Source organism: Micromonospora sp. NPDC000316 (genome assembly GCF_042898885.1).
Classification (GTDB): domain Bacteria; phylum Actinomycetota; class Actinomycetes; order Mycobacteriales; family Micromonosporaceae; genus Micromonospora.
In genome coordinates, this window is sequence record NZ_JBIAZG010000007.1 from 170868 (window position 1) to 194014 (window position 23147).

Here is a 23147-nt window from a genome sequence, read left to right on the forward strand (position 1 = left end):
GGTGATCAACAAAGGTGCGGCGGTCGGAACAAGCGCCGACACCCCATGATCCCCACACCACAGGAGCCCGTCTGTGACCCGGATGCGTCCGATCCTCCGGCGCCTCGTGGCGTCGACCGCGGCCACGGGGGCACTCGTCCTCGCCGGCTGCTCGGCCCCGAGCACCCCCGACGGTTCATCCGGCGACACAACGCTTGTCGTGGCGACCTCCGACGAGCCGGACGCGTTGAACCCGGTGCTCAACTACGGTGTCGACGGCGGCTCGCTGATCTTCGACGGCCTGGTCGCCCGGGCCGCCGACAACCGGCTCGTCGCCGGCCTGGCGACCGACCTGCCGCTGAGGTCAGCCGATGGGCGCACAGTCACCGCGAAGCTGCGCGACGGCGTGCAGTTCCACGACGGCACCGTCTTGAGCGCACAGGACGTCGTGTTCACCTACCAGGCCGTCCTCGACCCGAAGGTCGACTCGACGCTGCGCTCCGACCTGGACATGATCGAGTCGGTTACCGCACCCGACCCGGCCACTGTCGTGTTCCGGCTGCGCTACCCGTACGCGCCGTTCGTCCAGCGGCTCACCCTCGGCATCGTGCCGGCCAAGCTGCTCAGCGGCCAGGACATCAACACCGCCGCGTTCAATCGGAAGCCGGTCGGAACCGGGCCCTACCGGGTCGACTCCTGGACACCTGGTAGCCGGCTGGTGCTCACTGCCAACGAGCGCTACTTCGGCCGCCGGCCGGCGAACAACCGGGTGGTGGTCGCGTTCGTCGCCGACGACAACGTACGCGCCCAGCGGATGCGGGCCGGCGAGTTCGACGCGGCCGAGTTGCCGCCGAAGCTCGCCTCCGGCTTCGACACCGACGCCGCGTACCAGGTGCAGCGGGTGCCGACCGCCGACTACCGGGGCGTGATGCTGCCGTCGGGCAACCCGGTCCTGGACGACCCGGCGGTCCGCCGGGCGCTCAACCTGGCCGTGGACCGATCGGCGATGGTGGCCGGCATCCTCGGCGGCGCTGGCGAGCCGGCGTTCGGGCCGATCCCCCCGACCTCCGAGTTCGCCGAGCCCTCGATCATCGGCAAGTCGACAGCCGACCCGACGGCGGCGGGTGCGCTGCTCGACGCGGCCGGTTGGACCCCCGGCCGCGGCGGCGTACGCGTCAAGGACGGCCGACCGGCCCGGTTCACGCTGATGTACCCGGCGAGCGACACGCTCCGCAAGGACCTGGCCCTGGCGGTGACCGCCGACGCGAAGAAGATCGGCATCGAGGTCACCCCGGCGGGGCTCACCTGGGACGCCATCGACAAGCGGATGAAGTCCGACGCCCTGCTCATGGGCTACGGCACGCCGTACGACCCGGACTTCGTCACGTACAAGCTGTTCGGCTCGCGGTTCGCGGGGCAGGGCTACTTCAACCCCGGCTCGTACCGCTCCGAGGTGGTGGACCGGGCACTTCAGGACGGCCGCGACAAGTACGACCCGGCCCACCGCAAGGTCGCGTACGCGCGGTTCCAGCAGCAGCTGGCCAAGGACGTGCCGTGGCTGTTCCTCACCTACCTGCGGCACACCTACGTGCTGAAAGCCTCGGTCCAGGGCGTGACTCCCCGGGTCGAGGCGCACGAGCACGGGGTGGCTAACAGCATCTGGTGGAACATCGACACCTGGACCCGGTCGTGACCCGCTCCGGTCGACTGGCCGGTGCGGGCACGGTGGTCAGGCGTCGGCTCCTCGTCGCCGTGCCGGTGCTCGCCGCGACGAGCATCGGGATGTTCGCCCTCGGCGCCGCGTCGCCGATCGACCCCGCCAAGCAGTACGCGGGCGCGGCGGCCTTCACCGCCACCGAGGAAAACCTGGCGCAGATCCGCGCCAACTGGGGTGTCGACGACCCACTGCCGGTGCAGTACCTGCGCTGGATCGGCAACCTGATCCAGGGTGACCTGGGCTGGTCGACAAGCCGACACGAGCCGGTCGTCTCGGTGCTCGCCGCGCGGGCCGGCTGGACGTTGCTGCTGATCGGCGTGGCCCTCGCCCTGGTCCTGGTCGGGAGCCTGCTGCTGGGTTCGTTTGCCGCGTACCGGCGCGGTGGGCTCTTCGACCGTGCGTTGCGGACGGCCGCGTACGCGGTGCAGGCGATGCCGGTCTTCTGGTTGGGCCTGGCCGCGATCGCCGTGTTCGCGCTGGCCCTGGGCTGGTTGCCGGCCGGCGGGCTCACCGACGTGGCAGCGACCGGTACGTCCTGGTCCGACGTGGCGTGGCACCTGATCCTGCCGGTCGGTGTGCTGGCGGTGTCCCAGGCGCCGTGGTTCGTGCTGTTCGTCCGGGACGCGGTCGCGGAGAGCCTGCGCGACGACCACGTGCTCGCGGCGCGGGCGCGCGGGCTGCCCGGGCGGATCGTGCTGTTCGGGCACGCGCTGCGGACGGCGTTGCTGCCGTTCCTCACTCTGGTCGGCACCCACCTGCCGGAACTGGTCGGCGGTGCGGTGCTTGTCGAGACCGTCTTCTCGCTGCCGGGGCTGGGTGCCGTCACTGTCGCCGCCGCGCTGGGCAGCGACTTCCCGCTGCTGGCGGCGATCACGCTGGTCACCACCGCCGTGGTGCTGGCCGCGAATCTCGCCACCGACCTCGCCTACGCCGCGGCCGATCCGAGGGTACGACTCGATGACTGACCTCGCTGCCCGACCATCGCTGCTGCGGATGGTCCGGTTCCGACTGCGACCCGGCCAGGCCGCTGCCGTCGCGGCCGGTCTCGTCCTCCTCGTGGCCGTCGCCGGTTCGCTGCTCGCCCCGCTCGTCTGGCCGCTCGACCAGAGCGCTGTCGCGCTGGACCAGACCCGGCTGGCGCCGTCCTGGACCCATCCCGCCGGCACCGACGACCTCGGCCGGGACGTGGCCCACCGGGCCGTCTACGGGCTACGGGTGTCGCTGCTCGTCGGCGCGGTCGCCGCGCTCGTCGCCACAGTCCTCGGCGGCGTGGTCGGCGGGATAGCCGGCACGCTCGGCGGCCCTGTCGATCGGATCCTGATGCGGATCGTGGACACCATCGCCGCGATGCCGCACCTGCTGCTGGGCATCTTCATCGTCGCGATGCTGCGTCCCAGCCTCGGCGCGGTGATCGCCTCGGTAGGTCTCACCCACTGGCTGTCCACCGCCCGCATCGTCCGATCCGAGCTGCTGAGTCTTCGTACCCGACCGTTCGTCGACGCCGCCATCAGCGGCGGAGCCAGCCGGCGCAGGGTCCTGACGCGGCACCTGCTGCCACACGTGCTGCCCCGGCTCGCGCTTGCCACCACCCTCATGATCCCGCACGCGGTGTGGCACGAGACGGCCCTGTCATTCCTCGGCCTCGGCCTGCCACCGCACCTCGCCTCGCTGGGCAACATGATCAACGACGGTCAGGGGTCGCTGTTGACAGGTGCCTGGTGGGCCAGCTTGGCGCCGGGCGCGGCCATCGTCGTCGTCACCCTCGCCATCGCGGTCCTCGCCGCCCGCTGGCGCGACCGCCTCGATCCCCGGGTCCGAGCGGAGCTGCACCTGTGACCACCACCGAAGCTGTCGCCGCCCCGGCGTCTCCCCGCACCGCCGCAGGTCGGCCGCTGCTCGCCGTGGACGGCCTCGGCGTCCAGTTCCGGCTCCGCGACGCGAGCGTGCGCGCCGTCGGCGATCTCAGCCTCACCGTACGGGCCGGCGAGCTGCTGGCCGTCGTCGGTGAGTCCGGCTGCGGCAAGTCCGTCCTGGCCCACGCCCTGCTCGGCCTCCTGCCCGGCAACGCCACGATCACCGGTCACGCCGTGCTGCACGACCCCGACGGCGATCCCGTCGACCTCGTCACCTGCGGCCAGCGTCACCTGGCCCGCAAGGTACGCGGTCGACGCGTCGGGCTGGTCCCGCAGAGCCCGGCCACCGCGCTGAACCCGGTCCGCACCGGGCGACGACTGCTCGCCGAGACGCTGCGGGCGCACGGCCGGGACCGCCGCGACGCCGACCGGCTCGCTGCCGACGTCGGACTCGACCCGGAGGATCTGGACCGCTATCCCCACGAGCTGTCCGGCGGCATGGCACAGCGTCTGGTCACCGCGCTCGCGCTGGCACCGGACCCCTCCCTGCTCATAGCCGACGAGCCCACCACCGGGCTGGACCGACCGCTCGTGGACCACACCCTCGACCTGCTGCGTCGCCGCTGCGACAACGGCTCGGCAGTCGTGCTCATCACTCACGACCTGGCCGCCGCGCGCCGGGTCGCCGACACCGTCGCTGTCATGTACGCCAGCCGTGTCGTGGAGCACCGGGACACCGACCACCTGTTCACCGCACCGGCCCACCCGTACGCCTCGGCGCTGCTCGACGCCCTGCCCGACCGGGCATTCCGCCCGGTGCCGGGCGACCCGCCGATGCTCACGGCACTGCCCCCGGGATGCGCGTTCGCGCCCCGCTGCCCGCGCCGTACCGACGACTGCGCGACCCGGCCCCAACCGACGCCGGCGCTCGGTGGCGGCACCGTGGCCTGCCACCACCCGATCCCCACCGGAGCAGTCACGTGACAAGCCCGCAGCACCTGCTCGCCGACGAGGTGACCGTCGGGTACGGCCGTCAGGTCGTGCTCGACAGCGTCACACTGCGGATCGGCCGGGGCGAGACGGTCGGGCTACGCGGCCCGTCCGGCGGCGGCAAGTCGACACTTGTCCGGGTGCTGGCACTGCTGCACCGCCCGGACCGAGGTCGGGTCAGCATCGACGGCACAGCTGTCGACGCCGTCCGCTACTCCGTGCCGGTCGCCCTACGGACCCGCGTCGCCGCCCTCTTCCAGAGCCCCCGCGCCGCCGCCGACCCCCGACTGAGCATCACCGACCTGATCGCCGAACCGCTACGCGCCACCCGTACGCCCGAGCCGGTCGTCCGCGAACGGGTGGCCGAACTCGCCGACCTCGTCGGCCTCACCGCGGACCTGCGCGGTCGACGGCCACACGCGGTGTCCGACGGGCAACTGCAACGCGCCTGCCTCGCCCGGGCCCTCGTGCACCGCCCCGACTACCTGCTCTGCGACGAGGCCACGGCGATGCTCGACGCCTCGACGCAGGCGCACGTCGCCGCCGTCATCCGCGACTACCAGCGGAACCAGCAGGCCGGCGTCCTTGTCATCACCCACGACCAGACCCTGATGGACCGCTGGGCCGACCGGATCGTCGACCTGGCCGACGCGGCGACAGCACGTTCCGGAGCCCAGGTTTCCCACCGCTGACGCCTGTCGACCACGTGTGCCCCGGGGTCGACAGACCGGGCAGGTCTCGACGAACGCCGAGGGCCGGGCATCCTCTGGTACGGCCGTGTCGGCGCCTCAGATGAGGCCGTGGGCGAGCATCGCCTCGGCGACGAGCCGGAAGCCGTCGATGTTGGCGCCGGCGACGTAGTTGCCGGGCATTCCGTACTCGTCGGCGGTGGCGTGGCAGCGGGCGTGGATGGTCTTCATGACCTCCCGTAGCCGCTGCTCGGAATACTCGAAGGTCCACGAGTCGCGGCTGGCGTTCTGCTGCATCTCCAGCGCGCTCGCCGCGACACCGCCGGCGTTGGCCGCCTTACCGGGTGCGAACCGCACCCCGGCCTCGGCGAAGTTCCGCACCGCCTCCGGGGTGGTGGGCATGTTCGCCCCCTCCACCACAGTGGTGCAGCCACCCGCGATCAGGCTGAGCGCGTCGGCGGCCGTGAGTTCGTTCTGGGTCGCGCAGGGGATCGCCACCTGGCAGGGCACCTCCCAGATCGGGCGTCCGGCGACGAACGTGGCGTGCGGATATGCCTCGACGTACTCGTCGATCCGTGCCCGGCGGACCTCCTTGAGGTGCTTGAGCACCTCGACGTTGATGCCCTTCGGGTCGTGGATGTAGCCGGAGGAGTCCGAGCAGGCCACCACGGTGCCACCGAGTTGGTGCACCTTCTCGATCGCGTAGATCGCCACGTTGCCCGAGCCGGAGACCACCACCCGCTTGCCGTCGAGGCTGTCGCCGCCGGCAGCGCGCAGCATCTCCTCGGCGAAGAACACCGCGCCGTAGCCGGTGGCCTCCCGGCGTACCTGGGCGCCGCCGTAACTGAGGGCTTTGCCGGTCAGCACGGCGGATTCGTACCTGTTGGTGATCCGCTTGTACTGCCCGAACAGGTAGCCGATCTCCCGCCCACCGACGCCGATGTCACCTGCCGGCACGTCCGTGTACTCGCCGATGTGCCGATACAGCTCGGTCATGAACGACTGACAGAACCGCATCACCTCCCGATCGGAGCGGCCCTTCGGGTCGAAGTCCGACCCACCCTTGCCACCGCCGATCGGCATGCCTGTCAACGCGTTCTTGAACAGTTGTTCGAATCCGAGGAACTTCACGATCCCCAGATAGACCGACGGGTGGAAACGGAGACCACCCTTGTACGGACCCAGTGCGCTGTTGAACTCCACCCGGAAGCCACGGTTGATGTGGACCTCACCGCGGTCGTCCTCCCAGGGCACCCGGAAGATGATCTGCCGCTCCGGCTCGCAGATCCGCTCGATGATCTTCGCTTCGGCGTACTCGGGATGCCTCTTCAGGGCCGGTGCCACACTGTCGAGCACCTCCCGCACCGCCTGGTGGAATTCGCCCTCGCCAGGGTTGCGCCGCACCACGGAAGTGAAGATCGATTCGAGCTTGTCCTGTACCAGCACTGTTCCTCCTCATGCGCGACCATGGCCCGGTTGCCCCACGCCCGGGGACCCACGAGTCACCCACACGGCACGACCGCGACAGAGCATCGTTGCGTGAGCAACAACCTGCCCCCGACACGACTGCTTCGGCGAGTTGAACGGGAAGCCTCAGCAGGACGGAGTCCCCCATTGACCCTGCCCTGCCGATGCCTCGTCGTCGTTCAGTCTGGCATTCCCAGTTGCTGGTAGGCCCTCGGCTTCGCGGGTTTCCCAGGTGACGGGTGTGCCGCGACCTGCGGTTTCAGGCGACGGAGTGCGGCGTGACCGTCGGATCGGTGAACCCGGCCAGCAGCCGCTCGGTGGCACGGGCCTAAGCGCGGTGCCGATAGTGGTGCACGACGAGCCCGACCGCGGCAGCAAGGGTGACCAGTCCGAAAGCGCCGCTGACGAAGACGTTCTGACCGGTGATCGACATCGTCCCGTTGATGACGGCGCTGACGACCAGCACCAGCCACAGCACGGGACGGACCAGCTTGCGCTGCTCGGCGCCGTCCTGCGTCGCGGTGGGGGCGGTGCGGTAGTGGTCTGTCATGACTACTCCCTCAGTAGTGGTTGGTAATGATCGCAACGCTATGCCGAAGATCAATGAGTGACGATCCAGCCAACGGGCCAACAGGGGTACAGCAGGCTGTACCAATGGGCCCCGACGAGGCGGAATCCGGAGCCGGTCGCCTATCGTCTCTGCCGGGGAGGTGGGCATATGCATGGCGGAGACGCCGAACCCGGGTCGGCGGAACGCGAGCGCGGGCACGCGGTGCGCCAGTACCTCCGGGAGCGCGTACGCATATCTGTCGACGCTCTTGAGCACCTCGTCGGTGGCCTCGGTACGTCGATCCTGGCGCTGACGGCGTTCCTGCTGTTGTCGGTGGTGGCGCTGGCGTGCCTTGTCGGTGTCGGCCTGGTGGTGGTCCCGTCGGTGCTGAAGGTCGTGCGGTCGGCCGCCGATCGGGAGCGCGCCCGACTGTCTCGGTGGGCGTTCGATCTGCCCATGCCGCCGCCGGTCCCCACCGACCTGCGCGCCGCCCTGCGCGACCCGTGGGTCCGCCGCGAGTGCGCGTTCGTGGCCACACACGGCACGTTCGGGTTCGTGCTGGGCGCGGTCGGGCTGTCGCTGCCGCTCACCGCCGTGCAGAATCTCCTGTTCCCGCTGTACTTCTGGTTGGTGCCGCCGGACATGGGTGGCCCCGGCTTCATCAATTGGCGGATCGGCGGGCTACTCGACGCGCTCGTCGTCGCGCTTATCGGCGTCGGCTGGCTCGCCGTGGCCGTCGCGCTCGGCCCGCGGATGGCCCGCCTGCAGGCGTTGCCGGGACGACGGCTGCTGGCGCCGCCGCGCGACGTCGACATGTCGCTGCGCATCGCCGAGCTGACCGCCACACGCGCGGGCGCACTCGACGCGCACGCGGTCGAGTTGCGCCGCATCGAACGCTCCCTGCACGACGGGGCGCAGAACCGGCTGGTCGCGGTCACCGTGCTGCTCGGCGCGGCACGACGGGCGCTGGCCCGTGATCCGGAGCGGGCGGCGGAGGTGCTGGACCGGGCGCAGGACGCTGCCGAGTTGGCGCTCGCGGAACTGCGGACCGTGGTGCGTGGAATCCTGCCGCCGGTGCTCGACGATCGTGGGCTCGCCGGTGCGCTGCACGGTCTGGCCGCCGGCTCCGCCGTGCCGTGCACGGTGGAGGTCGACCTGCCGGGCCGATGTGCCGCCTCGGTCGAGGCGACCGCGTACTTCGTGGTGGCGGAGGCGCTCACCAACGTGGCCCGGCACAGCGGTGCCAGCGCGGCGGCGGTAAGCGTGGGGCGCCGCGCCGACAGGCTGCACCTCTCGGTGTCCGACGACGGCCGTGGCGGCGCCGACGAGAGCCGCGGCTCGGGGATCGGCGGCATCCGCCGGCGGGTCGAGGCCCACGACGGTCGTTTCACAGTGACCAGCCCACCCGGTGGGCCGACAACGATAAACGTGGAGTTGCCGTGCGGATCGTGATCGCCGAGGACGACGCTCTGCTGCGGGAAGGTCTGGCCCTGCTGCTGCGGGCCGAAGGGCTCGACGTGGTCGCCACCACCGACTCACCGGAACCGTTTCTGGCCGCTGTGGACGAGTTCCGGCCGGACGTGGCGATCGTCGACGTCCGCATGCCGCCCACCCACACCGACGAGGGCATCGTGGCCGCCGTCGAGGCCCGGCGCCGCCACCCCGGCCTCGCGGTGCTGGTCCTTTCGGCGTACGTGGAGCAGGCGTTCGCCACCGACCTGCTGGCCGACGGTGCGGGGCGGCTCGGCTATCTGCTCAAGGAGCGGGTCGGTCGGGTCGAGGAGTTCCTCGGCGCGCTGCACCGCGTCGCCGGGGGCGGCACGGCTATCGACCCGGAGGTGGTCAGCCAACTGTTCGCCCGCAGCCGCCCCGACAGCACACTGAGCCTGCTCAGCGCACGCGAACGTGACGTGCTCACCCTGATGGCGGAGGGGCTCGGCAACACCGCGATCGCGGAGCGGCTGTTCGTCACCGAGGGGGCCGTGCACAAGCACATCCGCAGCATTTTCGCCAAGCTCGGCCTCGCACCGGACGACCGCGCCGACCGGCGGGTGACGGCGGTCCTGCGGTATCTGAAGGACACTCAGCGCCGGATGTAGTACAGCCTGCTGTACCCCGATTGGCCCGTACGCTAGATCGCCCATTGATCGGCGTCGCCATAGCTTTTCCGTGTACTCGAATTGTCGAGAATTACGGAAAGGCTGGGACTCATGCCCGTCAGCGTTGGGCGATCCGCCGAGACGGCGGTCCGCGTCGGACAACTCACCCGCACCTACGGCACCGGCCCACAGGCGGTCACCGCGCTCGCCGGCGTCGACGCGGAGTTCCACCGCGGCACGCTCACGGCGGTGATGGGGCCGTCCGGTTCCGGCAAGAGCACCCTGTTGCAGACCGCGGCGGGCCTGGACCGGCCCACCTCCGGCCAGGTGTGGATCGGCGACGAGGAATTGTCGCGGCTGTCGGAGACGAAACTGACAAAGCTCCGGCGCAGCCGGATTGGCTTCATCTTTCAGGCGTTCAACCTGATCGGTGCGCTTAACGTCGAGGAGAACATCCACCTGCCGCTGCGGCTGTCCGGGGTCCGCCCCGATCCCGCGTGGCTCGGGCAGGTGATCGACCGGGTCGGGTTGGCCGATCGGTTGCGCCACCGTCCGGCCGAGCTGTCAGGTGGGCAGCAGCAGCGGGTGGCGATCGCCCGGGCACTGGCGACCCGCCCCGAGGTGATCTTCTGTGACGAGCCGACGGGCGCGCTTGACACGCAGACCGCGTCGGAGGTGCTGGCCCTGTTGCGGTCGGTGGTCGATGAGACACACCAGGCGGTGATCATGGTGACCCACGACCCGGTGGCGGCCTCGTACGCCGATCGGGTGATCGTCCTCGCCGACGGCCGGATCGTGCACGACACGGCGCAGCCGGGTGTGCAGCGGATCGCCGAGCAGTTGGCGCTGCTCGGACGCCGCCAGCTCGCCACGCAGGGGAGCTGAACCATGCTGAGACTTGCCGTACGGATGCTGCGCCACCGGATCGGAAGCGCTGTCGCCACACTCGTCGCGCTCACCGCCGGCGTCATGATCCTCATGTCGATGGGCCTGCTCGTCGAGTCCGGAATGCGCTACGAGCCCGCACCCCAGCGGTACGCCGACGCCGACATCGTCGTGGCGCGGGGCGAGATCAGCATCACGGGCCGGGAGCTCGACGGTGAGATCACCAGAACCACTGTGCCGCTGCCGGCGGGCGGGTCGGTTCCGGTGACGCTCGCCGAGCAGTTCCGGGAACTGCCAGGGGTCGTGTCCGTCGCCGTCGACTATTCGCTGCCGGTGGTCGTGCCCACCGTGTCGGGGCAGGAGACGGTCGCGCACGGTTGGAGCAGCGCCGCGCTGACGCCGTTCCGGATCGTCGCCGGCAGTCGGCCGAACGCCGACGACGAGGTCGCCATCGACAACCGGATCGCCAGTGTCGCCGGGGCGGAGGTCCGCCCCGGCGACCGGATCCCGGTCCTGGTCGGTGGTGGCGTCCGCGAATACCGGGTCAGTGGCGTCGTGGAACGCGCGGTCACCGGCGACTGGCCGTCGGCGCTCTTCTTCACCGACGACCACGCCGCGGCGCTGAGCCCGCGTCCCGGCCGGGCCGGTGCGATCGGGATCACCATGGCTCCGGGCGCGGACTCCCCCGCCACGTTGACGGAGGTACGCCGGCTGGCCGCCGAGGCCGGAGCGCAGGTCTACACCGGCACCGATCGCGGAAAGTTGGAACAGTCCGAGGCCCTCGCGGCACGCGCGATGCTGATCCAGCTCGGCACCGTCTTCGGCGGCTACGTCGCAGGGCTCGTGATGTTCGTCGTCGCCGGCACCGTCGGGCTGGCGGTCCGCCACCGCCGCCGCGATCTCGCCCTCTTGCGGGCGGTGGCGGCGACGCCGGGCCAGGTGCGGCAGATGATCCTCGCGGAGGTTGTGCAGCTGAGCATCATCTCGGTGGTGCTTGGCGTGCCGGCCGGACTGCTCGTGACGCACTGGGTGCACAGGCAGTTGATCACGCGCGGCTTCATTCCGGACGGCTTCCCGATCAGCGGCGGCGTCCTCTCCGCCGTGGCGGTGACCGGAGCGACGCTGCTGGTGGCAGCGGCCGCGGCGTTGATCGCCGCCCGCCGCACGGTACGCATCCGGCCGACCGAGGCGCTCGGCGAGGTCGCCGTGGAGTCGCCCCGCAACAGCCGTTTCCGGCTCGTCGTCGGCCTGCTGGCGCTCGGCGGTGGCGGCGTGCTCACCCTGCTCACCGCAGCCGTGCGTGGCCAGGCCGCACTCGGCGCGGCGATCGGCATGTTGTACGTCTTCGTCCTCGCCGCCGCACTGCTCGCGCCCTGGATCAACAGGTACGCCGCAGGGGCGCTCGGCCCGGTGTTGCGGGCCGTCTGGCGCGACAGCGGATATCTGGCCGCCGCGAACCTGCGGGCGAACGCGCAGGGCATGGTGACCGTGCTGACGGCGCTTGTGCTGACGGTGGGCTTCGGCGGTTCGGTCTGGTTCCTCCAGGACAACCTGCAACGACAGACCATCGCCCAGAGCCAGGACGGGATGCTTGCCCAACACGCGCTGGTGTCGGCGGTCGGGCTGCCGGAGACCGCCGTGGCGGACGCCCGCAAGGTGCCCGGAGTCATCGCCGCGACAGGCATCCGGCGCACCGAGGTCATCACCCGCGTGCTGGGTGAGGCGCAGGCCGTCGGCGCACAGGGCATCGACATCGACGGCGTCGACAAGACAATGGACCTCAAGGTCACCGAGGGCAGCCTCGCCGATCTGCGCGGCGCGACTGTGGCGTTGTCGACCCTCCAGGCGTCGTCGCAGGGGGCGGATCTCGGCGACCGGGTAAGCATGTGGCTGGGCGACGGTACCGCTGTGACGTTGCGGGTCGTCGCCCTCTATGAACGCGGGCTCGGCTTCGGTGACGTCACCCTCAACCGGGAGACGGTCAGCGGCCACACCGCCACGAACCTCGACGACCAGGTTCTGATCCGGACCGGGGCCGACGCCGACCTCGCGGGCCTGGTCGACAGCTACCCGGGCAGCGGTCTGATCGACACGAGCGCCATCAACGGCCAGTTGGAGAAGGACCTGGCACTCAACGCCTGGCTGAACAAGATGCTCATCGGCGTCATGGTCGGCTACGCCGCCCTGGCAGCCGCCAACACGATGGTCATGGCCGCACTGGCCAGGGGCCGCGAACTGGCCCTGCTGCGCCTGGTCGGGGTGACCACACGTCAGGTCAAGCGGATGGTGCACGCCGAACAGGTCGGTCTGCTCGGCACATCACTGCTCATCGGTGGCGCCATCGCCGCTGTCACGTTGATCTCGGTGGTCCGGACGTTCACCGGGCAACTCGTGCCCTACGTCCCGACCGCCGGATGGGTGTCGATCATCGGCGGAACCGCGCTGCTCGCGCTGGCCACCACAGTCCTGCCCATCGGCGCACTCCTGCGGAGGCCGCCGGTGAGCAGCATCGGGGTCAAGGAGTGAACGCCGGCTCTCCGCTCGACACGTTCAAGCCGAAACAGGAGCTTGACGTACACCCGGTCAGGTGACCCGCCGCCCCTGCGTGCCGCGCTCAGCGGCCACGCAGGGGCGGCCGTCTCTCGCCGGTGAACAATTGGCGTATTGGTCGGCGATAACTGCCGAACCGCCGTTTCCTCGGTAAGGCAAGACTTACCTAAGAAGGCGACCTGCCCTCAACGCAACGGTGGCGGGAACGGTGAAAACGTCAGTGCGACGGACGTCCCGTTGTTAGCGTTATGTGGTTCGACACTCTGATTCCAGGTCCCGCACGGTGGCGGGTTTGCCGTCCACCTGCGTGGCAAATACTGACTGACATATGAGCACGCCGGCCCGACGAGTTCCGCTGCCGCGCCGGCCCTACGGTTTGGGAGAACATCATGAAAACTCTGCTGCAGTCGCCCCCGGTGCGTGAATGTGCCGCCACCGCGTGCAGTTTCAACGCCAAGGGCTGCCACGCTCCGGCGATCACCGTGGCGTCGACGGGTGACGCCGCGTCCTGCGCCACGTTCGTGGAGTCGTCCGTCCAGGGCGGCATCCCGGAGGTGACCGGTGCCGTGGGCGCGTGTGCGCGTTCCGAGTGCGTCCACAACGCCAACCTCGCCTGCACCGCCGAGTCCATCACCGTCGGCCCGGGCGCCACCGTCAGCGACTGCCTCACCTACCAGCCCGCCTGACGCCCACGGTCGCCTGCCAACGTGACGTCGCACCCACGGCACGTCACCGCCTTGGCAAAGGTAAGCCTTACCTACTAATGTCACGTCCCGAGGCCACGCTCACCTTCACTTCCTGGCCGAGGGGACTGACATGGCGTTCCACCCAGCCGGGCAACCAACGGAGCTGGCGGATCCCACGCACGCCGCCACACCTGCTGATCCGGCCGCCGTGACAGCACGATCGGCCCTGGCCGCTGCCCCGTCCCTGCGGCTCCGGCTCGGCGACGCCTGCGCCGACCTCATCGAATCGCACGCTGTCCTCCCCGACGGCACGGTGATCCTCGCGGTGGACGCGATGACCCGAACCGGCGGCCTACTTGTCGCCGCACGCGGTCGCCAGGGCGCGACGCGGCTCGACGTGACGCACATCGCCCCCATCGCCGTACGGTCCCGTGTGCGGGCCAGAGTGTGGATGCTGGGGACCGCGCGCCGGTTCGACTCGGGCATCCTGGACTCGTGCGACGGCGACACCGTCATGGCCCTGCTCAACCTGCCTCCCGTCGCCCTGTGGGCTGTCGAGCCCGTCGAGATCGGCCTCACCCGCGACATCGGCGACACCGCTGTGAGCGTCAGCGCCTACCGCGCCGCACGGCCCGACCCGCTCGCCGCCGACGAAGCCGCACACCTGCAACACCTCACCGACCAGCACCGCGACCTCCTCGACCAGCTCGCCACGCTCGTCGACCCCGCCGTGACCCACGGGTCGGCGCGAGTCGTGCCGGTCGCCGTCGACGCCGACGGCATAGTGCTCCGCGCCGAGGCACCGGACCGGCACACGGACGTCCGGCTCCCGTTCGCCAAGCGAGTCACCCGGAGCGCCGGCCTCGCCGAAGGGCTGCGGCTATTGCTCGCCGAGGCGACACAGCACTGATTCGCGGATGCGCTCTGAACAAGCCGGTTGACAACGCGGTCGGCTGACCCGAGCCGCACTGCCGCTCTCGGCACCGACTCTTCATCAATGCACGGTGAAGAGACTGGCCATGAGGCGGTTTTCCGCAGAACAGTCTGGCCCTGTGGCCTCCAAGAGCTCGAGGCTTACCTCACCGCGCGGATGGCGATAGTCGTCGTAATGAACTGAATATGCCTTCCCCGTGCCGGCTGCGGAGACTGGGTCGGCGTAGACGAGGACGACGTACTTGGATAGCCCGTGCGTCGATTGTCGGTCGTGAAGCCGATCCACGCACTTTCGAAATTCGGTCAGGTTTTGCGGGCTCGGGCCGCCTTTGAAGCCCGACCGGTCGCCCGTGTAGGGGTTGAACCTGGGCTGGTGGAGATAGAACTTGAACTCTACGAACGCCTTCTCCTCGCCGCGATGCAAGACCAAGTCGATTCGATTGCACTCCACGAACTGCCTGACATCAGGGCTGGCATGCGAGAGATGCCGACAGAAGGAGTAGCGAAAGACGGACTCGTTCCAGCGATCGAGAGGCATCCGTTGAACCTCATCGCGCATGGACGCCACGGTGCTCAGGAACGTCGCTCGGACCAGGTCATTCATAGCCAGGACCATCCTGGCAAGCTACCAGCGGCGAGCCTCTGTCCCTCGTTGGCGGCTGTCCGTGTCGTGGGGTGACCCGATAGAAAAGATGCGCCATCTGATCAGGGTGAGTAGGGCCGTTGAGGGTCCGATGTTCCTGTTACGGAAGGCACCTTCATTCCCGGCGCGGGGATCATGGCGCGACCGGTCGCCGCAAGCAGCGTCGGGAGTGCGCCGCCTTGCGGGCCGTGGGCGAGCAGCGGCGTGCCGGCGGCCATGACGAGGTCGATGTGCGCCGCGCGATAGGCGCTTGACGAGACGGTGACCACGTGCCCGCCGCGATCGAGACGGCCGGACTCGACGAGGCAGGGTCGTGCGCATCCCGTTGCCGTGATGCCGTGGCTCGGGGCGTACTCACGAGGGATTCGGGGTTCGGGGCGGAGCCCCGAGGTCTTCACGGTCGTGGCCGTCCGTGTCGCCGGCCGGCGCGACCGGATGCGGCTGGGCGTCGGCTGTACTCGTAGGGATCTTTTCACCGTCAATATTTAGTGCTATCTATTTCACACTGATCCTCCTACCCCCGGAGCGCGACGTGTGGAGATCCCGTCTGACAACCCTCGCCCTGAGCCTGGCCACGGCCCTGGGTGCCACCCTCACTCTGGCAGCGCCCGCCCAGGCCGCTCCCGGCGACCATTACGTCGCCCTCGGCGACTCCTACTCCTCCGGGGTGGGCGCCGGTAGCTACACCTCCGAAAGCGGGTCCTGTCAGCGCAGCACCAACGCCTACCCGGCGCTGTACGCCACCAACGTGCGACCCGCGTCGTACCGCTCGGTCGCCTGCTCCGGTGCCACCACCACGAGTGTGATCAACACCCAGCTCAGCGCGCTCAGTGCCACCACCACCCTGGTCAGCGTCACGGTCGGCGGCAACGACGTCGGCTTCGCCAACATCATGACCACCTGCGTGCTCTACGGGACCACCGAATGTGTGGCCGCCGTGCAGGCCGCCCAGAACAAGGCCCGGGCCGACCTTCCCAGCCTGCTGCGCACCGTCTACAACGGAATCCGCACCCGAGCGCCCTCAGCCCGGGTGGTGGTCGTCGGCTACCCGGTCTTCTACCAACTGGGTACGACGTGTGTCGGGCTCAGCGCCACCTCCCGCGCGAAGATCAACGAGGGCATCAACCTGGTGGATGACATCATCAAGAGCGCCGCCCTGTCCGCCGGCTTCACCTTCGCTGACGTCCGGTCGAAGTTCGTCGGGCACCAACTGTGCAGCTACGGCGAGAAGTGGTTGCACGCCTTGAATTTCGCGAACATCGGCGTCTCCTACCATCCGACCGCGGCCGGACAGTCCGGCGGCTACTACCCGGTCTTCCGCTCCGTCGCCGGCTGACGTCGGGGCGCGCACGGGGGTAGCGCGTCGGGCTTCGGCCGGCGACACGGTAGGCCGTTAACACGAGCGACGGGTGGCGGACGACGTCACCTGGGCGGTCGAGCCTGTGGGTGCAGCCGATGAACCGCACCCACAGGCCCCGACCGGATGTCTCAGAGGGTGAAGACGAGCGTGGAGATGCTGCGTGCGCCGACGTTGATCGTGGCCTGACCGCCGTTGACACTTGTGGGTTGGCTTGCCGCGTTGGCGTTCTGCGAGGTGAGGTAGTGCTCGGCCCGGGTGACGTTCTGCGGGGCCTGGACCACTGCGTTGTTCACCGCGCTGTTCGACCTGTTGAGGATCACCAGGGTGATCTTCCCGTCGCCCTGGTAGGCGGTCACCTCAAGCGGCGACGCCTTGGAGTTCTTGGTCAGGGCGACGCGCTGGTAGCCGGGGCGCACGTACTTGGCGTACTGGGAGAAGGCGTACCCGCGCTTGAGCGGAGCGCCCGCGACGGTGCCGTACGCGGACTCGCCGTCACCGATGAAGGAGTAGTAACGCTTGCCGTACCACCAGATGTAGGCGCTCCAGTTGGCCTCCATCGACTTGTGCACCGTGCGCATGATGTCGTCGAGCGTCTCGTTCCAGACCGCCGCGTTGGCGGGGTTGCCCCAGATGTTGGAGCCGCCACCGTCTGCGGCGTGCAGGTTCCACTCGGTCATCCATACCGGCTTGTTGTGCTGCTCGGCCAGGGAGTATGGCCGCAGCCGGCCCGAGTCTTCGGTGCCGTACAGATGCCCGCCGATGTAGCCGATGTTGTTGCGGGCGGACGCGTCGTTGAGGGTCGGATCGGTGAAGTTGTAGTTCAGGTTCACGGCCTCGGCGACCATCAGCTTGGTGTTCTGCACCCTGGCGCCCTGGTCGCGGACGAATGTGCGCAGCTCGGTGCCGCTCCAGTCCATCGAGTCGTAGTCCGGGTGCCAGTCCGGCTCGTTCTGCACCGAGGTCACGTCGATGGTCACGCCCTGACCACGCATGTACTGCACGTAGCTGTTCAGATGGTTGGCGTAGTCGTCGTAGTAGTCGGTCCTCAACTTGCCGCCGTTGACCCGACTGTTGTTGGTCTTCCACGCCGCCGGCGCCGTCCACGGCGACGCGAGGATCTTCACGTTCGACCCCGACGCCTTCGCTGTCTTCAGCGAGTTCACGTGCGTCGCCCACTCACTGGACACCGGCGAGAGGCCGGTACGCACGATCGACAGCCCCAACTGGTTGGGGCCCATCCCGACAAGCGTCTGCGTCTCGGCCGTCGACCACGCGCTACCCCAGATCGACTGCGCGGCCCCGAACCCGTCGACGGTCTGGTATCTGGTGGCATTGTTGACAGTGATGTCCGCCGGCCCGTTCGGCGGTGGGGTCGTGGGGGGCGGGGTCGTCGGCGGCGGCGTGGTCGGCGGTGGTGACGTGGGCGGCGGCGAAGTCGTCGGTGCCGTGCCGCCGGTGCAGGCCACCCCGTTCAGCGCGAAGCTGGTCGGAGCCGGGTTGCTGCCGGTCCACGAGCCGTTGAAACCGAACGAGGTCGTGCCGTTGGTCGCGATGCCCCCGTTGTAGCTGACGTTTCTCGCGGTGACCGCCGCACCGCTCTGGGTCACCGTCGCGTTCCACGCCTGCGTGACGGTCTGCCCGGCACCATAGGACCAGGTCAACGCCCAACTCGTGATCGGGTCACCGAGATTCGTGATGGTGACGTTGGCCCCGAAGCCGTCCTGCCACTGTGACGACACGCTGTAGTTCACCGAACAGCCGGCGGCCGCGGCCCCGGCCGGCATCGCCACGGCGACCGCCGTCGAGGCCAACAGAACGGCACCGGCGGACATCAGGGCCGCGTTTGTCTTTCTCGATCTTCTCATCGACATCTCTCCTGGGTGTTTGGCCGCGACCCGTACGGCTCCCCGGCAGCGATCCATTGCCGCCGGGGAATCGATGTCGTGGCCAGGTGAGCTGACCAGATCGTCGTTAGCGCTAACATGTGCGGCCCGTCGCACCCAGCAGCGAACTCATCGACGTCTCGCTGGCGCCCGAGCTCCCGGACGGCGCGCCAGCTGTGCCCACATCGACTGTCGTGGATGGCGATATCACTCGTCAAGACGTGACCAAGAGGTTTCGCGAAAGTTTGGCCCGAGGCGCATGCCGGTCGACACCCTCGACCACGCTCGCTCCGGCACCCCTCGGGCGAGGATCAGCAGCCCGCCCGGCGCGAAACTACGCCATTGACCAGCTCGGATGCGGCCCCGCACCACATCGGATCTGCCGACCCCGCTCGATATCCGCGTCGGCTTACGTCGGAACGCGCGGGCACGAAATGTTGTCGTGAACATTTCCTAAGGTCAGGCGGTACGCGGCTGGCCGAGCATTCCGTGGTCCGCCCGTAGAATTCCTCTCGTGATCGAGGAAGGTCAAGGACGCCATGCCCGCAAGCCCTGGCGCGGTGACCTGCCCATCGCCACGATCGCCGAACTCGCCGGGGTCTCCCCGCCCACGGTCTCCAAGGTTCTCAACGGCCGAGGTGGTGTCGGCGAGCAGACCCGGCAACGGGTGGAGGCGCTGCTGCGCGACCACGGCTACCGCCGACGACAGTCCAGCGGTGCGTCCCTCTGCATCGAGGTCGTCTTTCACCAGATGCTGCCCTCGATCGCCATGGAGATCCTGCGCGGTGTCCAGGAGGTCGCCGGCACGAGGGACTGCACAGTCGGCTTCACCGATGTCCGACGACGCATACTGGCGGGCCAGCAGTGGGTGGAGCCCCTGCTCCTGCGCCAGCCGACAGCGGTCATCACCGCGTTCTCCCTGGTCACCGCCGATCACGGGAAGCGATTGACCGCCGCCGGCATACCGCTTGTCGCCATCGATCCGACCGTTGACCTGTCCCCCACGCCCGCTGTCGGGGCAACCAACTGGAGTGGTGCCCTCGCCGCCACTCGACACCTTCTCGACCTCGGCCACCGGCGGATCGGTGTGATCACCGGACCGGTCGACGACCTGGCCGCGCGGGCTCGCCTGGACGGCTTCCGGGCCGCGCTGGACTACGCCGACGTCCCGTTGGACGAAACCCTCGAACGGCGCGGTGTCTTCAGCTTCGACGACGGCCGTGAACTCGGCGCCCAGTTGCTCGCCCACTCCGCCCCGCCGACAGCCGTCGTCTGCGGCAACGACCTCCAGGCGCTTGGCGTCTACGCCGCGGCGCGGGCGTCACGCCTGCGGATTCCGGAGGACCTCAGCGTCATCGGCTTCGATGACATCGACCAGGCGGCATGGCTGACACCGCCCCTCACCACTGTGCGACAGCCGTTCGGTGAGATCGGTGCCACCGCGGCTCGGCTCGCACTGGCCCTTGCCGACGGCGGTCGCCTGGCCCAGGAACGATACGAACTCGGCACGACCCTCGTCGTGCGTGGCAGCACCGCGCCGCCTCCCACCCATTGATCCCTGTCGCGCGAGGAGATGCCCCGCGACGGCGGCCGGTTCGGACATCCGGCACCTGAACAGGCGATTCGAGGGCCAAGCAGGTGAAGGCAGTGGAAGTCACCGGCGGCGGAATTACCTACATCACAGATGGGATTTGCGTGTTACCTGTTCGGCGCGGGCCTGGTTATGGTCTGGGCTAGGTCCAGATGGCCAGCGCCAAGCCCCGGCTCGCTGGCAGGCAACCCTCGTCCGCGATGGGGTGCCCCGGGTGATGACCAGGCGCCTGCTTCCGCAGGCGCAATAGCGGACCTTCGCGGGTCCCGGCTTGGAAACATGCCCGCGCCAGCGGTCTACCTCCATTGAGCGAGATTTCCTGCCGGTTCGCGTTGTCCTGGCAGGAAGGAACAATTGTGAAGATCGCTGTATTCGGTGCCACCGGCAAGACTGGCCAGGAGATCATTCGGCAGGCCCTCGCCGGAGGACATTCCGTCGTCGCCCTGGCACGCCGCCCCGAGGCGCTGCCGATTCGGCACGAGGCGCTGCGGATCGTCGTGGGCGACGCCCGCAACGCGGACCACATCGCGGCTGTCATCGAGGGGCAGGACGCCGTCGTGAGCAGCCTGGGACGACCCGCCGCGGGCAGCACCCGGGCCGAGGTCGACGACAGCGAAGTGGTGGACGTCTGCACGGCCTCCACCAGGCACCTGTTCGCGCAGATGCCGGACGCGGGAGTACAGCGCATCGTGCTGATGAGCACGCACGGCGCCGGCAGCAGCAACGACGGTTCGCCGTACGTGGTGGCGCTGCGCGAACTGGTGGGCAACCGGGTCGCCGACAAGGACGACATGGAGGCGTTCATCGCCGCCAGTGACGCGCCCGTCGACTGGACCGTGATCCGCAACCCGCTGATCTACGACGGTCCGGCCGGGCAGCCGTACGGGGTCCACGAGAAGATCGTGCTTGACGACACCTCGAAGGTCACCTACACCGACCTCGCCGCGTTCACGCTCTCCGAGATCACCGAACCGAAGCACGTCGGCAAGATCCTGACCATCACCGAGCCGCTGACCGGCGAAGCCGGGCCCGGATCGCCGTCATGAGTCTCACGCCGGCGGCACTGGCCGACCGGGCCGGCATCACCGACGCGCTCAACGCGTACGCGCAGGGCGTCGACCAGCGCGACTGGGATCTCTATCGCAGCGCGTTCGCCACTGACGCGACTGTGGACGCGCTTATCGACGGCACCGGCCCGCGCTCGCCGGAGAGATTCCGCGACGAACTTGTCGACGCGTTCGACGACATCCGGCTCTCGGGCCAGCACGTGCTGAGCAACACGATCTTCCGGATCGACGGCGACACCGCGCACACGGTCACCGAGTTCCTCGCCACGACGCTCGAACGGGTCCGGGATCAGCCGACCCTTGTGGCCTGTCTGCACGCTGCGGGCCTCTATGTCGACGACCTGGTCCGCACGCCGGACGGCTGGCGGATCACCCGGCGGGTGCTGGCGCTCAAGAGCTTCGAGGAGCGGCGGCAGACGTACGCCGGCCCGTTGGCTGAGGCGTTCCGCACCACCTCCACGACCCCGTGGACCCATCGTCTGAGGAGTGCGACGGCATGAGCGTCGACGTCCAGGAACTCATCGACCGGGCCGAGATCACCGATGTGCTCGTCGCCTACTGCCAGGCCCAGGACCAGCAGGAGTGGCACCTGCTCGACGCCGTCTTCACCGACGACGCGGTAATGGAACTGCCCGGCAGTGGGCTCGACGGCACGCTGAGCCCTGCCGCGTTCCGCGCGTTCCTCGTGGAGCGGTTCACCCCCACCCGCCTCTCCGGCCAGCACTCCATAAGCAACACGCTGTTCAGGATCCACGGCGACACGGCACGCACCATCAGCGAGCTCGCCTCGATCACGCTGCAGACCACCGACACCGAGGGTGTGCTCAGCAGAACCCAGGCCAACAGCCTGTACGTCGACGACTTTGTCCGCACCACCGCCGGCTGGCGCATCAAGCACCGGGTGATCTCGCAGAAGAACGTCGAGATCGACACCGTCACGTACGCCCCGGAGCTGATCGAGACGATCCGGCGCACGAGCGCCTTCCGCTGGCTGTAGCAGTTACTGAGGAGAACCACCCATGTCTTTCCGCACCTCTCGCTCCGGTCGACTGCGCCTCGGTGGCGCCGCCGCCGCGTCCGTACTCCTCCTCGCCATCGCGGCCTGCGGCGGCTCCGACAGCGACGCCTCGTCCGACGGTCCGATCAGGATCGGCCTCTTCACCCCCCTCGCCGCCGCCGTCGGCGGTTTCGGCCAGCCCGCCGCGGATGGCGCGAAGCTGGCGGTCTCCGAGATCAACGCGGCCGGCGGCATCGACGGCCGGCAGGTCGAGCTGGCCGTGCAGGACAACGGCTGCACCTCGACGAACGGCGCGAGCGCAGTCGAGTCCCTGCTGGGCGACGACCCGGTGGCGATCATCGGCGGCCTGTGCAGCGACTCCACGCTCGCCGCGCTCCCCCTTGTCGAGCGGGCCGGCGTGCCGCTGCTTATCGACCTGGCGAGCAACCCGGAGATCACCAAGCAGGCCGGCGAGGACGGCAACAAGTGGATCTTCCGCTGGGGCCCGAACGACGACGTCACAGCCGTCTCCGCGGTGACGAACCTGGCCCAGTTGGGCACGGTGCGCACCATCGCGCTCGTCACGAGCGACGACTCGTTCGGGCAGGGCGGTCGTACCGCGATCACCGACGCGGCGAAGAACGCCGGGATCACGATCGTCTCCGACGACGCGATGAACCTCAACGACCCCGACTTCGCCGCGGTCGTCGCGCGGATCGGGACCAAGAAGCCCGACGCCGTGGTCCTCTGGCTCAACAGCGGCTCCCAGGTGGCGAACTTCTACCAGCAGTACGGCGCCGCGGGCCTGCAGAGCGTGCCGATCGCCGGGCAGTTGGACATGGCGCAGCTGTCCTCGTCGACAAAGGCGCTGAAGGGCTACAACTCCGCGGCGTACTCGGCCTCCGTCGACACCCCGCAGAACCAGGCGTACCTGAAGGCGTGGGAGGCAAACGGCGGGACGACGGCGAACGCGTACGTCGGCTGGGACGGCTACCAGAGCGTCCAGATCCTCGCCGCCGCGCTGCGGGCTGCCGACGAGATCAGCCCGAAGGGCGTCCGCGAGGCGTTGAAGAACCTCACCTACAGCCCCACCATCGTGGGCGGCACCATCAAGTTCGACCAGAACCACCAGGCACACGACAAGATCGTCGTGGAGGAGTTCTCCGAGTCCGGCGCCAAGACCGCAGTGCGACTGCTGGATCAGTGAC

At 69.3% G+C, this 23147-nt stretch carries 20 protein-coding genes, 1 pseudogene and 1 riboswitch; of the genes and pseudogenes, 17 read left to right on the top strand and 4 right to left on the bottom strand.

The window, feature by feature from the left end:
- Positions 1–82: 82 nt before the first annotated feature.
- From ACFY2Q_RS17210 to ACFY2Q_RS17230, 5 genes are read left to right on the top strand one after another with little or no spacing between them, the layout of a single operon-like run.
- Positions 83–1672, top strand: coding sequence for an ABC transporter substrate-binding protein (locus ACFY2Q_RS17210; protein ID WP_387131299.1), 1590 nt, complete (start codon positions 83–85; stop codon positions 1670–1672).
- Positions 1642–2661, top strand: coding sequence for an ABC transporter permease (locus ACFY2Q_RS17215; protein WP_387131186.1), 1020 nt, complete (start codon positions 1642–1644; stop codon positions 2659–2661). The genes ACFY2Q_RS17210 and ACFY2Q_RS17215 overlap by 31 nt, the downstream gene beginning before the upstream one ends.
- Complete coding sequence (locus ACFY2Q_RS17220) at positions 2654–3532, top strand: ABC transporter permease (RefSeq protein WP_387131187.1); 879 nt, start codon at positions 2654–2656, stop codon at positions 3530–3532. Before ACFY2Q_RS17215 ends, ACFY2Q_RS17220 begins: the two co-directional genes overlap by 8 nt.
- Positions 3529–4533: an ABC transporter ATP-binding protein gene (locus tag ACFY2Q_RS17225; RefSeq protein WP_387131188.1), complete on the top strand. Its 1005-nt coding sequence runs from the start codon at positions 3529–3531 to the stop codon at positions 4531–4533. Before ACFY2Q_RS17220 ends, ACFY2Q_RS17225 begins: the two co-directional genes overlap by 4 nt.
- Positions 4530–5231 carry an ABC transporter ATP-binding protein gene (locus tag ACFY2Q_RS17230; RefSeq protein WP_387131189.1) on the top strand — a complete coding sequence of 234 codons (702 nt, stop codon included), beginning with the start codon at positions 4530–4532 and terminating at the stop codon, positions 5229–5231. Before ACFY2Q_RS17225 ends, ACFY2Q_RS17230 begins: the two co-directional genes overlap by 4 nt.
- A gap of 96 nt (positions 5232–5327) precedes the next feature.
- Here ACFY2Q_RS17230 and gdhA read toward each other — a convergent pair whose 3' ends face one another.
- On the bottom strand, positions 5328–6674 hold the full coding sequence (gdhA, locus tag ACFY2Q_RS17235) for an NADP-specific glutamate dehydrogenase (protein ID WP_387131191.1): 1347 nt from the start codon (positions 6672–6674) through the stop codon (positions 5328–5330).
- A 349-nt stretch (positions 6675–7023) separates the two neighbouring features.
- Positions 7024–7245, bottom strand: a complete 222-nt coding sequence (locus tag ACFY2Q_RS17240; protein WP_387131194.1) for a hypothetical protein — start codon at positions 7243–7245, stop codon at positions 7024–7026.
- 168 nt (positions 7246–7413) lie between these two features.
- Between ACFY2Q_RS17240 and ACFY2Q_RS17245 the strand changes: the two genes are divergently transcribed.
- The 6 genes and pseudogenes from ACFY2Q_RS17245 to ACFY2Q_RS17270 all read left to right on the top strand — a co-directional run.
- Positions 7414–8697 (top strand): sensor histidine kinase, encoded by a 1284-nt coding sequence (locus ACFY2Q_RS17245; protein ID WP_387131196.1) that lies wholly within the window; start codon positions 7414–7416, stop codon positions 8695–8697.
- Positions 8685–9344: a response regulator gene (locus ACFY2Q_RS17250; protein WP_387131197.1), complete on the top strand. Its 660-nt coding sequence runs from the start codon at positions 8685–8687 to the stop codon at positions 9342–9344. The genes ACFY2Q_RS17245 and ACFY2Q_RS17250 overlap by 13 nt, the downstream gene beginning before the upstream one ends.
- 111 nt (positions 9345–9455) lie before the next feature.
- A complete protein-coding gene (locus ACFY2Q_RS17255; protein WP_387131199.1) occupies positions 9456–10229 on the top strand; it encodes an ABC transporter ATP-binding protein in 774 nt (257 codons plus the stop codon).
- A gap of 3 nt (positions 10230–10232) precedes the next feature.
- Positions 10233–12755 (top strand): FtsX-like permease family protein, encoded by a 2523-nt coding sequence (locus ACFY2Q_RS17260; RefSeq protein WP_387131202.1) that lies wholly within the window; start codon positions 10233–10235, stop codon positions 12753–12755.
- A gap of 413 nt (positions 12756–13168) precedes the next feature.
- Positions 13169–13465 (top strand): DUF1540 domain-containing protein, encoded by a 297-nt coding sequence (locus ACFY2Q_RS17265; RefSeq protein ID WP_387131204.1) that lies wholly within the window; start codon positions 13169–13171, stop codon positions 13463–13465.
- Between the two features lie 130 nt (positions 13466–13595).
- A pseudogene (locus ACFY2Q_RS17270) lies at positions 13596–14372 on the top strand (DUF2470 domain-containing protein); the annotation flags it as partial.
- An 87-nt stretch (positions 14373–14459) separates the two neighbouring features.
- Here ACFY2Q_RS17270 and ACFY2Q_RS17275 read toward each other — a convergent pair.
- On the bottom strand, positions 14460–15002 hold the full coding sequence (locus tag ACFY2Q_RS17275) for a hypothetical protein (protein ID WP_387131206.1): 543 nt from the start codon (positions 15000–15002) through the stop codon (positions 14460–14462).
- A gap of 571 nt (positions 15003–15573) precedes the next feature.
- Between ACFY2Q_RS17275 and ACFY2Q_RS17280 the strand changes: the two genes are divergently transcribed.
- Positions 15574–16377, top strand: a complete 804-nt coding sequence (locus tag ACFY2Q_RS17280) for an SGNH/GDSL hydrolase family protein (protein WP_387131208.1) — start codon at positions 15574–15576, stop codon at positions 16375–16377.
- 152 nt (positions 16378–16529) lie between these two features.
- Here ACFY2Q_RS17280 and ACFY2Q_RS17285 read toward each other — a convergent pair whose 3' ends face one another.
- Positions 16530–18266 carry a cellulose binding domain-containing protein gene (locus ACFY2Q_RS17285; RefSeq protein ID WP_387131210.1) on the bottom strand — a complete coding sequence of 579 codons (1737 nt, stop codon included), beginning with the start codon at positions 18264–18266 and terminating at the stop codon, positions 16530–16532.
- 532 nt (positions 18267–18798) lie between these two features.
- Here ACFY2Q_RS17285 and ACFY2Q_RS17290 point away from each other — a divergent pair.
- From ACFY2Q_RS17290 to ACFY2Q_RS17310, 5 genes are all read left to right on the top strand, one after another.
- Positions 18799–19839, top strand: coding sequence for a LacI family DNA-binding transcriptional regulator (locus ACFY2Q_RS17290; protein ID WP_387131212.1), 1041 nt, complete (start codon positions 18799–18801; stop codon positions 19837–19839).
- A gap of 181 nt (positions 19840–20020) precedes the next feature.
- A riboswitch (SAM riboswitch) is annotated at positions 20021–20131 on the top strand.
- A gap of 100 nt (positions 20132–20231) precedes the next feature.
- Positions 20232–20921, top strand: a complete 690-nt coding sequence (locus tag ACFY2Q_RS17295; protein WP_387131213.1) for an NAD(P)-dependent oxidoreductase — start codon at positions 20232–20234, stop codon at positions 20919–20921.
- Positions 20918–21442: a nuclear transport factor 2 family protein gene (locus ACFY2Q_RS17300; RefSeq protein WP_387131215.1), complete on the top strand. Its 525-nt coding sequence runs from the start codon at positions 20918–20920 to the stop codon at positions 21440–21442. Before ACFY2Q_RS17295 ends, ACFY2Q_RS17300 begins: the two co-directional genes overlap by 4 nt.
- Positions 21439–21939, top strand: coding sequence for a nuclear transport factor 2 family protein (locus ACFY2Q_RS17305; RefSeq protein WP_387131217.1), 501 nt, complete (start codon positions 21439–21441; stop codon positions 21937–21939). Before ACFY2Q_RS17300 ends, ACFY2Q_RS17305 begins: the two co-directional genes overlap by 4 nt.
- Positions 21940–21961: 22 nt before the next feature.
- Entirely contained in the window at positions 21962–23146 is a 1185-nt protein-coding gene (locus ACFY2Q_RS17310) for an ABC transporter substrate-binding protein (RefSeq protein WP_387131219.1), read from the top strand.
- Position 23147 lies beyond the last annotated feature (1 nt).

Excerpts from the sequence above, each read along its gene's own strand:
- ACFY2Q_RS17210 (WP_387131299.1), top strand. The coding sequence starts at position 83 with ATGCGTCCGATCCTCCGGCGCCTCGTGGCGTCGACCGCGGCCACGGGG.
- ACFY2Q_RS17220 (WP_387131187.1), top strand. The coding sequence starts at position 2,654 with ATGACTGACCTCGCTGCCCGACCATCGCTGCTGCGGATGGTCCGGTTC.
- ACFY2Q_RS17240 (WP_387131194.1), bottom strand. The coding sequence starts at position 7,245 with ATGACAGACCACTACCGCACCGCCCCCACCGCGACGCAGGACGGCGCC.
- ACFY2Q_RS17245 (WP_387131196.1), top strand. The coding sequence starts at position 7,414 with ATGCATGGCGGAGACGCCGAACCCGGGTCGGCGGAACGCGAGCGCGGG.
- ACFY2Q_RS17255 (WP_387131199.1), top strand. The coding sequence starts at position 9,456 with ATGCCCGTCAGCGTTGGGCGATCCGCCGAGACGGCGGTCCGCGTCGGA.
- ACFY2Q_RS17260 (WP_387131202.1), top strand. The coding sequence starts at position 10,233 with ATGCTGAGACTTGCCGTACGGATGCTGCGCCACCGGATCGGAAGCGCT.
- ACFY2Q_RS17265 (WP_387131204.1), top strand. The coding sequence starts at position 13,169 with ATGAAAACTCTGCTGCAGTCGCCCCCGGTGCGTGAATGTGCCGCCACC.
- ACFY2Q_RS17275 (WP_387131206.1), bottom strand. The coding sequence starts at position 15,002 with ATGAATGACCTGGTCCGAGCGACGTTCCTGAGCACCGTGGCGTCCATG.
- ACFY2Q_RS17285 (WP_387131210.1), bottom strand. The coding sequence starts at position 18,266 with ATGAGAAGATCGAGAAAGACAAACGCGGCCCTGATGTCCGCCGGTGCC.
- ACFY2Q_RS17300 (WP_387131215.1), top strand. The coding sequence starts at position 20,918 with ATGAGTCTCACGCCGGCGGCACTGGCCGACCGGGCCGGCATCACCGAC.
- ACFY2Q_RS17305 (WP_387131217.1), top strand. The coding sequence starts at position 21,439 with ATGAGCGTCGACGTCCAGGAACTCATCGACCGGGCCGAGATCACCGAT.
- ACFY2Q_RS17310 (WP_387131219.1), top strand. The coding sequence starts at position 21,962 with ATGTCTTTCCGCACCTCTCGCTCCGGTCGACTGCGCCTCGGTGGCGCC.